Origin of the sequence: Pseudoalteromonas sp. S3260 (assembly GCF_005886925.1) — a bacterium.
Classification (GTDB): domain Bacteria; phylum Pseudomonadota; class Gammaproteobacteria; order Enterobacterales; family Alteromonadaceae; genus Pseudoalteromonas; species Pseudoalteromonas tetraodonis.
On the sequence record NZ_PNCV01000034.1, the window covers coordinates 58,003 to 69,233 of the forward strand.

General features: G+C 40.0%; 6 protein-coding genes and 1 pseudogene. All 7 read left to right on the top strand.

All coding sequences use genetic code 11. The features are described from left to right. Positions 1-121: 121 nt before the first annotated feature. Positions 122-340 carry a hypothetical protein gene (locus tag CWC14_RS06185; protein ID WP_033104406.1) on the top strand — a complete coding sequence of 73 codons (219 nt, stop codon included), beginning with the start codon at positions 122-124 and terminating at the stop codon, positions 338-340. After that, positions 333-1,409, top strand: a complete 1,077-nt coding sequence (locus tag CWC14_RS06190) for an AI-2E family transporter (RefSeq protein ID WP_016900418.1) — start codon at positions 333-335, stop codon at positions 1,407-1,409. Before CWC14_RS06185 ends, CWC14_RS06190 begins: the two co-directional genes overlap by 8 nt. A 107-nt stretch (positions 1,410-1,516) precedes the next feature. Next, complete coding sequence (locus CWC14_RS06195) at positions 1,517-3,772, top strand: aminotransferase class V-fold PLP-dependent enzyme (protein WP_138561892.1); 2,256 nt, start codon at positions 1,517-1,519, stop codon at positions 3,770-3,772. 318 nt (positions 3,773-4,090) lie between these two features. After that, on the top strand, positions 4,091-5,737 hold the full coding sequence (pgi, locus tag CWC14_RS06200) for a glucose-6-phosphate isomerase (RefSeq protein ID WP_138561894.1): 1,647 nt from the start codon (positions 4,091-4,093) through the stop codon (positions 5,735-5,737). Between the two features lie 235 nt (positions 5,738-5,972). Beyond that, on the top strand, positions 5,973-7,445 hold the full coding sequence (gene zwf / locus CWC14_RS06205; protein WP_138561896.1) for a glucose-6-phosphate dehydrogenase: 1,473 nt from the start codon (positions 5,973-5,975) through the stop codon (positions 7,443-7,445). Positions 7,446-7,448: 3 nt separating this feature from the next. Next, on the top strand, positions 7,449-8,159 hold the full coding sequence (gene pgl / locus CWC14_RS06210; protein ID WP_013465246.1) for a 6-phosphogluconolactonase: 711 nt from the start codon (positions 7,449-7,451) through the stop codon (positions 8,157-8,159). A gap of 579 nt (positions 8,160-8,738) precedes the next feature. Next, positions 8,739-11,231, top strand: a pseudogene (locus tag CWC14_RS06215) (TonB-dependent receptor); the annotation flags it as partial.

Genomic DNA, 11,231 nt, shown 5'->3' on the forward strand with positions numbered 1-11,231 from the left:
ATGTTATAAGGATAAACCATTGCAGAGGTTGTTTTAAGAAAAAGTTAAATTTAACTGCGGTTAATCTCAATTGGCCCTGTTATAGGACTTATTATTAATGTGAATAGGTAGCGAAACGAGTATGCTAGAGCTAAATTTACGCACTTATAAATGCCCACAGCAATTTATTCAGTTTAAATTAGGGCTGCGTGATGCAATATCGTTAAAACAAGCAATTACCTTTAATATCTCACAAGAACAAAACACTGATGATATTGAACGATATTTGCAAAAAAAAGCGTATTATTACAAGTTAAATAAACAACAGGGGTTGTTATTAGTGGAGCCGTTACGTGTTTGAATATGTAAAAGCATGGTATGAAAAAAAGTTTTCTGATCCTGATTCAGTCACTTTACTTTTTTTATTGTTGGCACTGGTTGCCATGTTGTATTTTTTTGGCCCATTAATTGTGCCTGTGTTAGTGGCACTGATCATAGCTTATTTATTAGATTGGCCTGTGGTTCACTTAGAACGGTTTGGCCTTAAGCGTTTTACTGCCACCAGCATAGTAATGCTGATATTTATTGGCATTATGCTCACTTTAATATTGGTTATAGGCCCTGTGCTTTGGCAGCAAAGCAGTAACTTAGTCCAAGAAACACCGCATATGGTCGAACAAGGTAAATCGTTTTTACTCGATCTGCCTGATAAATACCCCAGCCTTATTAGTGCAGAGCAAGTACAGTCAATTGTAGTAACCGTTGAAACCAAAGTACTCGACTTTGGCCAAGTGGTATTATCTGCGTCGCTTAATTCATTAAAAGACGCTGTAGCATGGTTAATTTACCTTATTTTGGTACCGCTACTGGTGTTTTTTATGCTCAAAGATAAAGTAGAGCTCAGTGCCAGCATTGCTAAAATGATCCCACGCCAACGCCGCTTAATTTTACAAGTGTGGCATGAAATGAATCAGCAAATAATGAATTATATTCGTGGCAAAGTATTTGAAATTTTAATTGTTGGTTCTGTGTCGTTTATTGCTTTTACCATACTGGACTTACGGTACGCCGCGCTTTTAGGCGTTCTCGTAGGCTTTTCGGTGCTTATTCCGTTTGTGGGCGCAGCGTTAGTAACTATACCAGTGGCCGCAGTAGCGCTGTTTCAGTTTGGTTTAGAAACTCAATTTTGGACCGTTTTAATTATATACGGCATTATTCAAGCGCTCGATGGCAACGTATTGGTGCCTTTATTGTTCTCTGAAGCGGTTGATTTAAATCCGGTATTTATTATTGTTGCGGTGCTATTTTTTGGTGGGCTATGGGGTTTTTGGGGAGTGTTTTTTGCCATTCCATTAGCATCATTAGTCAAAGCACTTATTAATGCCTGGTCATCCAAACACGAAGAACTCGCGCAAGAGCTCGGTAACTAAAAGGTATAGTAAACGCACTTTAATTACGAAAGATTATTACTCATTCCTGTCAAAACTATGTACTATTGGGAATAAGATATATTTTTTAGTAATAAGGTGCGTTTTTAATGTCAGAGTTTTTATTGCCAGATGAACCCAAAGCTCAAGTTTATCTCGATGCAAATGCGACCACACCTGTATTGCCCTGTATTGCAGAGGTGGTGTGCCATGCTATGCAAATTTGTTTTGGTAATCCCTCAAGTCCTCATATAACCGGCATTCAAGCCAAGCACTTATTAGAACAAACTAGGCAAAAAGCCCGTACCGTCATTGGCGCGCAGCAAGGTGATATTTTATTCACCTCCGGTGCTACTGAGGGAATTCAAACCGCCATCGTATCGACGCTCATTAATGCAAAACACCATACAAAGCCAAACCCCGTTTTATTGTATGGGGCAACCGAACATAAAGCGGTGCCTAATACGCTAAAGCATTGGAATACAGTGCTTGAGATTAACGCTGACATTATTGCAATTCCGGTTAATCGTGATGGTATTTTAGATTTAGACTTTATTGCTCAGCATATTGATAACGCTTTGATGATTTGCACGATGGCCGTTAATAATGAAACCGGTGTTTACCAAGATCTAAGCGCCATAGAAAAGGTGATTCGTAGTCGTAATAGCCAAGTCACTTGGATGGTTGATTGTGTACAAGCGCTTGGCAAACAACAGCTCAACCTAAGTGAAACAACGATTGATTATGCGCCTTTTTCAGGGCATAAACTTTATGCACCTAAAGGCATAGGTTTATTGTATATTCGTCAAGGCAGCCCATACACGCCTTTTATAGCCGGTGGCGGCCAAGAAAGTGGCATGCGCTCTGGTACAGAAAACCTGCCTGGTATAGCTGGGCTCAATAAGCTGTTTAGTTTGCTGCTAGATAAACAAGACGAGACTTTTAAATCAATAGATGTACTTAACTTGTATCGAGATAAACTGCATAGCGCCTTAGTTGATACTTTTGGAAGTATTACCTTTAATCATGACTTTGCCTGCTCTGTGCCCACAACGCTTAATTTTGCGGTTAACGATTTAACCAGTAAAGAAGTTATTGATTTATTTGACGCTGCAGGTATTAGGGTCAGCGGTGGCTCTGCATGCAGCACGGGAGCTACGCAGAGCTTTGTGCTTGATGCGATGGGAGCCTCACAGTGGCAAAGTGAAAACGCTATTCGTTTGTCATTTGGCCCTGCTGCTACGATGGCGCAAATAGATGATGCATGTGAACAAATTAGAGCGCTTAAAACGGTATTACAAGCTAACTGTTTAGTGATTTCTGATAGCAGTTTTCCTTTGCAAGAACTATGTGCTTTAGGGCTTACCCAATTTAGACACCAAGGTGCATGTAGTTGGTTGTATGTAACAGATGATCAACATGCATTTATTATCGATCCGATTATTGAACTGATCCCTCGCTTTGAAAAAATAGTAGCTACGCAAAATTTAACTATTACCGCTATTTTAAATACGCATGAGCATCAAGAACGTCACTGCGCACTTGATTTAATGCGCAGCGCACTTAAAGAAAACCTAGTCGCTGGAGAGGTTGATAAATTAGGCTGGCCAACGAATAGCGACACATTGCAATTAACCACTCACGTACTCGAAAAGCTAGCCACACCAGGGCATAGCCAAGATAGCGTGAGTTATTTATTAAAAGCGAATAATGGAGATGTTCAGTACTGTTTTTGTGGTGATTTAATTTTACCTGCAGGGCTTGGAAATACCGCGCTTGATGGCGGGGATGCAATGCAAATGGCACATTCCTTGACGATGTTAGCAGCAGAGCTTAATCCGCAAAGTGTGGTGTGTTCAGGGCATGATTACCAACAGTGCTTTGCAATGAACTGGGCTGTTCAACAGCAGCAAACGCCATTATTACAAGCCTTACTTAAAGGTGATATTAATGACGCTGAATTTGCCGCACAAAAACAGCAAGCAGATTTACAACAGCACACACAAGCCAATACGCTCTGTGGTTATGTTAATGCCAAGCCTGCTGTAGAAACTTCGCAATTAAGTTTTAACCAAGCAAAAGAAATACTGGTAAAGGGCAATGCGTATTTAATTGATACCCGAGAACCTTATGAACACGGCGCTAATAATTTAAGCGTATTGCTAAACGTACCCATAGCTAAAACCTTAAATATTCCTTTAAGTCGAATGGCTCATGCACTTACGCAAGGCCAATTGGACAAAAACAACCAGTATATTTTGGTGTGTCGCAGTGGTAACCGTTCAAAAATTGCGGCAGCAAATCTGACTGAACTTGGTTACAGCAGTGTTTATAACTTATCAGGTGGTTTAGCGTTAACCGGTTAATTGTTTATTAAGAGGACAGGCCGACATTTGTCGGCCTTTTTTTGCTCGCTTTAATTTGGATCAGTTAGAAATTAATAAAATCTTCATTAAAGAGAAGGGCTGATCAGTTGTTAAATTCAATTTTTAATTTTATGATACCGGTGTCAAAAGCAAAAAATTGCGCTATTATCTGCATCAAAGCTTATAAAAATAACGCAAATTAGACTTTTTAAGCTATAATATTTGGCTTTGCTTTTTACAAAATTCGGTTATTTTGCGTCGTAAAAAATTAAATAAAGCGCTTTAAATCAATAGATTAATAATTTAGGGGATGTTTACATGGCGAGCCGTTCTGAGTTAGTAAGTTGGCAAGCACTAGAAAATAGTGCACAAAAGATGGCACAAACACATCTGAAAACTTTATTTGCACAAGACGATTCTCGTTTTTCTCAATTTTCTACTCACATTCCTGGTGTATTGTTTGATTATTCAAAACAACGTATTGATGAGAACGTTTTCGCTCAATTAATCTCATTAGCTAAAGAGTGTGATATTGAAGCGTGGCGTGAAAAAATGTTTGCCGGTGAGAAAATAAATATCACCGAAGACCGTGCCGTATTGCATACCGCACTTAGAAATCGCGCCCATACACCGCTTATTGTTGACGGTGAAAATATTACTGAGGCGGTCGATAGCGAACTTGCTAAAATGAAAACCTTTGTTAAAAAAGTACGCAGCGGGCAGTGGTTAGGTTACACCGGTAAAGCGGTGAAATATGTAGTGAGTATTGGAGTAGGGGGGTCAAACCTAGGCCCTCAAACGGCAACTGAAGCACTTAAAGCAGTGGTTGATAAACCGTTAAACGTTCATTATGTTTCTAATGCTGATGGCGTACAAATTGCGTCAGTATTGAATAAAGTTGACCCTGAAACAACGTTATTTGTTATTTCGTCAAAAACCTTTACTACCTCTGAAACCATGACCAACTCAAAAACAGCGGTTGATTGGTTTTTAAACAGCGCCAAAGATAAAAGCGCCATAGCAAAGCATTTTGTGGCAGTAAGCACCAATTTAGAAAAAACCGCGGCATTTGGTATTAGTGACGAAAACGTATTTACCATGTGGGATTGGGTTGGCGGTCGCTTTTCACTTTGGAGTGCGATTGGTTTACCTATTGCACTTTATGCCGGCTTTGAAGCATTTGAAGCTATTTTAGAAGGGGCGTTTGAAGTTGACGAGCACTTTAAGTCGGCGCCGCTTGAGCAGAATATTCCTTTAATTATGGCTCTGTTGAGTGTATGGAATACCAGCTTTTTAGGATTTGATTCGCAAGCTATTTTACCTTACGACCAAGCATTGCATATGTTGCCTGCGTATTTACAACAGGGTGAAATGGAAAGTAACGGTAAGCACGTCACTTTTGATGGGCAAACCGTACCTTACACTACCGTGCCTATTATTTGGGGCATGACGGGAATAAATGGCCAGCATGCGTTTTATCAATGTTTGCACCAAGGTAATGTAATTGTCCCTGCGGACTTTATTGGCTCTGTAAAACCACAGGTTAACGTTGATAAGCATCACACTATTTTATTATCGAACTTTTTTGCACAAACCGAAGCATTAATGAACGGGGTAGATGCGCAGCAGATAACCGCTGATTTAACAGCCAAAGGCAAAACGCCTGCGCAAATTGAAATGCTACTAAAGCATAAAATTCATCAAGGAAACCGCCCAACAACGTCTATATTATTAGACACGGTTGATGCAAAAGCGGTGGGTCGTTTAATTGCACTGTATGAACATAAGATTTTTTGCCACGGCATTATCTTACAAATATGTTCGTTTGATCAGTGGGGCGTTGAGCTTGGTAAAGGCTTAGCATCTAAAATTGAAGCTGAATTAACCGATGATAACGTGGTTAATGAGCATGACAGCTCAACACAGGGCTTAATGGCGTACTACAAACAACACCGTACGCAGTAACACATTCACTTATTACACAATAAGTAACCAAATACCTTTGAACGGGTAGCGCTGGAGTCCTAGGGCCTGTATTTTTGTGAGAGGAATTACAGTGTCCCTAGACCCATTTTTTATGGCGCATATAACGAACAACATTAGTAGGCTTTGTGCTAAGGCCTGCATTATCCAGATAATAAACCGCTATAACTGATTACCAATACGGTAGTGGCAGGTAGCATAAACGTAGAGAGTAACTATGCTTAATCCTTTTGATATTATAATTTTTGGGGGCGGTGGTGATCTTGCGTTACGCAAATTACTTCCTGCAATGTATCGAGCATATCAAGAAGGTAACTTACCGCAAGGCTCACGTATTTTGCCTACCGTGCGCGAACAAAGTAAATGTGATGAATACATTGATACCGCACACAAAGCATTACAAGAATTTTTAAGCGAGGGCGAGTATAACGCTAAGGATTGGAAATCGTTCTCAGCGTTTTTAGTGCCTGTAGTGAGTAATGTTACCGAAGCGGATGATAACTGGGATGTACTGAAAAAGGTTCTTGATGAAGACGACAGCGATAAATCTCGTGTGTTTTACTTATCTCTTCCGCCAGCTGTGTATGGCACTTGTTGTGAAATTCTATCCACTAAAAAATTAATAACAGCCAATTCACGTGTTGTTGTAGAAAAACCAATTGGTTATTGTGGCGAGTCTGCAGAAGTTATTAATGCGAAAATTGCACAGTACTTCGACGAAGATCAAATCTTCCGTATTGACCACTACCTAGGCAAAGAAACCGTTCAAAACTTAATGGCATTGCGTTTTTCAAATTCATTATTTGAAAACATGTGGGATGCTAAATCGATTGATAATATCCAAATTAGCTTATCAGAAACGGTAGGGCTTGAGAGCCGCGCTGGTTTTTATGATAAAGCCGGTGCCTTGCGTGACATGGTGCAAAACCACTTGTTACAGCTACTTTGCTTAGTCGCAATGGAGTCACCGCATAAACTTAAAGCCAATAGTATTCGCAATGAAAAGTTAAAAGTATTAGAAGCATTACGCCCATTAGAGGGCAGCGATGTTGATGACAATATTATTCGTGGGCAATACGTACCGGGTGATTTAAACGGTAAAATAGTCCCAGGTTACTTAGAAGAGCTAAACGAAGGGGCAAGTAAAACTGAAACCTTCGTGGCTATTCGTGCGCACATTGATAATTGGCGTTGGGCAGGTGTGCCTTTTTACCTGCGTACCGGTAAACGTATGGCAAAGCGCTGCGCTGAAATTGTGGTTGAATATAAAAAAGTATCTCATAACGTGTATGAGGACAGCGTAGGTAATATCGAGCCAAACCGTTTGGTGATCCGTTTACAACCACAAGAAAGCATTCAATTAACGCTGATGTCGAAGCGTTTAGATAATTTAGACATGCAACTTGAACCTGTAACGATGAACATTGAGCTGTCGCAAGCATATAGTAATGGCTTTCACTCAGATGCTTACAAACGTTTAATGCTTGATGCTGCAGCAAATAATCCATCATTATTTATTCACCGCGACGAAGTACGCCAAGCATGGAAATGGATTGATCCAATAATTGAACGTTGGCAAGAGAAAGGTAAACCAGCACTGTATAGAGCCGGTAGTTGGGGCCCTGAAGATGCAGATGAATTATTAGCAGAGAATAATCATGTTTGGTTTAACACTGGCGATAAGGCATAAGTGATGGCAACAATAGTAGAAAAGTTTTTTGACGATAAAGCTGCGCTGACTGATGAATTATCTCAGTCGTTAGAGCATGCTTTACGTGATGGTATTGAACGTGATGGCCGTGCAGTATTAATGGTTTCAGGCGGTTCTTCACCTGAGCCGGCTTATAAACATTTATCGACCCTTGATTTAAACTGGGCAAACATTGATGTTGCTATGGTTGATGAGCGCTGGGTTGAGGCAAGTCATGAAAAGAGTAATGAAGCATTCATCAAGCGTACTTTGTTACAAAACCATGGTGCAGCGGCTAATTTTATTAGCATGAAAAATACAGCAGCCACTGCAGAGCAAGGGGTTGATGCCTGTGAAGCGCAGTTTCAAGCATTAAAACGTCCTTTTGATGTGACTATTTTAGGCATGGGCCCAGATGGCCACACCGCGTCATTATTCCCACATGCACAAGGCCTGAAAAACGGCTTAGATTCAAGCCAACTTGTGTGCGCTATCAACGCGATACAAAGTGACGTAACAGGCAGTATTACTGAGCGCATGAGCTTAACGTTAAATGCGATTGCACAATCTAAAGTGGTTAAATTGCTAATTAGTGGCGATGAAAAGCTGGCTGTTTATAAACAAGCTTTAGCGGGGGGCGATGTGAATGACATGCCGTTACGTGCGGTATTAAATCACCCTGAGATCAACATTGAAGTGTATTGGGCGCCCTAATTTTAATATAAATTAGGTGTGCGCTAAACCTCTTTGTATTGATGGTTTAATGAAAGGCCAGTCGCTTTTGCTACTGACCTTTTTTATTGCTGATCTGTTTTACTCTTTGCTGAATTAAAAAAAGCAGCGCAGAGATAAAGATGAAATGCTGAGTATTGCCTCCACAATTAGCAGTATAAAATAGGCTTTTACACCGGTTGTAAATACTGAATAAATTTTACTTATAGCCAAAAAATCAAATGGTTAAATTTATTAAACACTAACTCACAAGCATGTTTTACGGTTTGAAAATTCCTACTCACCACGTCGTTTTAAACAAAATCAATTTAAAAATGCTTCAAGTACATGCTGGAAATGTGAACGAATTAAATAAATTTAATTCGGCTTTTTCATGCAATAATTAATTTCTTTAAAATCATTTGCTTAATGTTGGGCTGGCTATTTTTCATACAAGAAGAGCGGGAAAATGTAGCAAAATTGTAATTTTTCATGTATGGATTGTTACTTCCATGACAGCGCTATCATGGCGGTAGGCAAAATGATAAACAAAAACCAACAAAATGATTCAAGGGGAATCCTGTGTTAGCTAAAAATTTTAAAAAAAGCTTATTAGCAGTAAATATCGGCTTAGTAATGAGCCGGGTTCACTGGTGCTGCATTCGCAGCCGATGAAACTAAAGTTCAAGAAGATGTTGAAGTAATCCAAGTTACGGGTATTCGCGCTTCAAATAAAGAAAACTTAAACGGCAAGCGTTTTTCAAATGCCGTTGTTGATGTTGTAACAGCTGAAGACGTTGGTAAGTTTCCTGATGGCGATGTAGGTGAATCTCTTGGTCGTATTTCTGGTGTCAGTGTATCTCGTCAATTTGGACAGGATCAGCAAGTATCTATCCGTGGTGCATCAGCTCAATTAACACGCACATTACTTGACGGTCATACTGTTGCCTCAACTAGCTGGTTCGATCAACAAGCGGTCGATCGTAGCTTTAATTATTCATTACTACCTTCTGAATTAGTAGGTGGCTTAGAAGTTTATAAATCATCTCAAGCTAACCTAGTTGAAGGTGGTATCGGCGGTACTGTAATTGTTAAAACTCGATTTAGATGCAAACACTGTATTTGCCAGTATTAAAGCTGATTACGGTACAGTATCTGAAGAGACAGATCCTGAGCTTTCAGGCTTGTACAGCTGGAAAAATGATAGTGAAACATTTGGTATCTTAGCTGCGGGTTCATTATCAGAAGTAGATTACCAACGTAACGGTATTGAATCGTCAGGTGGTTGGAGTGGCGGTATGGCACCCACAACCTTTCAGCAAGCTCGTGAGCGTACGGCGTATAATGTAGCTATGCAATATCAGCCATCAGATTCGCTAGTTTTAGGTCTAACTTATACAAGTTTAGAGCTAGATGCTAACAATGCTAACTCGCAAATCATTATATTCCCAGGTGATGGTTCATGTGAACAAACGAACGCCTCAGGTAACTGTGTTTCGCGTAATATCAACGGCAATGGCACGGCTTTTTTCCAAACATGGGCGCGTAAAGCAAGCATGAAGTCTGATACTGTTGACTTAGATTGGAAATATGACTCAGAGTTATTCACCTTTAAAGGTCGTGTAGGTAAAACAAGCGCAGACAGTGATGTAACAACGGCAAACTATGGTTTGTTTGCAAATAACAATAGCGACTTAAATGGGTCTATTGATATGACTGGCGACGTGACTAGATTTAATTTAGCTAACCAATCATACGATGCTAGCATTTTACCTGATACCATCAGCCCACAAACTTGGGCGCCTGAATACAACCCTGATTCAGATGAAGAAAGTTACTTAAATTTAGACTTTGAAATTCCTGTTGAGCTTGGTGTTATTACCGCAATTAAAACGGGCTTAAGATATGCCGATCACAAAGTTGTACAAGATGGTAATGCAGCTAATGTGAATGCCGATTTAGTACCTGTACGTAATGCTAATGAATACTACCCAGGTACTGTGACTGCGGGTGGTGGTTTTGTAATACCTGAACCTGATATGGATCTAATGATTACTGATTCATTAGCAATGACAGAAGGTTATACAGCACGTCCACAAGCATACGGCACCATAGAAGAAGAAAATTTTGCTTTATATGCGATGGCTGATTTTGACACCGGTGGTATTTGCGGTAATTTAGGTGTTCGTTACATATCAACTGATATTTCGTCAGATTACTATGATTTGAGTGATGAAGGTGTTTACGATTCGACATTATCTACAGACAAAGCCGATTACAGTGAGTTCTTACCAAGCTTAAACGTGGTTATGGACTTAGCTGACGACTTAATCTTACGTACTTCAGCAGCACAAGTTATCTCTCGCCCTAATTACGCAGATTTATTTGCAACGCGTAATCTAGCGGGTTATACAGATAACCGTCCTTTAAATGAAATGTTAAATACGGGTAATGTAGGTTTAAGCCCATTTAAAGCGTTCCAGGCAGACATTGGTGTTGAATGGTATTTTGATGACGATGCTATGTTAAGCGTCACTTACTTCACTAAAGAAGTAAGCTCATGTATTTCTACCCAACAACAAACAAACCAACAAATTAGTATAGACATCCCAGTTTATACGACTAACCCAGATGCCGGCGAGCCACCGTGTGGTGCTCAGCAATATGACTGTTGGACAGTGAGCTCATCAACAAATGGTACGGGTGGTTCAATCGAAGGTATTGAGTTCCAAATTCAAGATTCATTCGATAACGGCTTTGGTTATTCATTTAACTACACTTATTCAGATGCGCAAGCACCAGCAGAGAATTACCCAGGCCGTGTTGGGGTATTCTCTGATTCATCGAAAAACAGCTATAACGTAGTTGGTTTTTATGAAAATGATGATTTCTCTGCTCGTTTAGCATATAACTGGCGTTCAGAGTTTATTATTCGTGAAGCACCAGGTTGGTACGGTAACCGCGAGCATCAAGATTACGGACAGCTAGATTTCAGTGCAACATACTCTGTAACTGATTACTTAGGTGTCACTTTCGAAGGGATTAACCTAACAGAACCTGAGCTTCGGATAAGAA

Excerpts from the sequence above, each read along its gene's own strand:
- CWC14_RS06185 (WP_033104406.1), top strand. The coding sequence starts at position 122 with ATGCTAGAGCTAAATTTACGCACTTATAAATGCCCACAGCAATTTATT.
- CWC14_RS06195 (WP_138561892.1), top strand. The coding sequence starts at position 1,517 with ATGTCAGAGTTTTTATTGCCAGATGAACCCAAAGCTCAAGTTTATCTC.
- pgi (WP_138561894.1), top strand. The coding sequence starts at position 4,091 with ATGGCGAGCCGTTCTGAGTTAGTAAGTTGGCAAGCACTAGAAAATAGT.
- zwf (WP_138561896.1), top strand. The coding sequence starts at position 5,973 with ATGCTTAATCCTTTTGATATTATAATTTTTGGGGGCGGTGGTGATCTT.
- pgl (WP_013465246.1), top strand. The coding sequence starts at position 7,449 with ATGGCAACAATAGTAGAAAAGTTTTTTGACGATAAAGCTGCGCTGACT.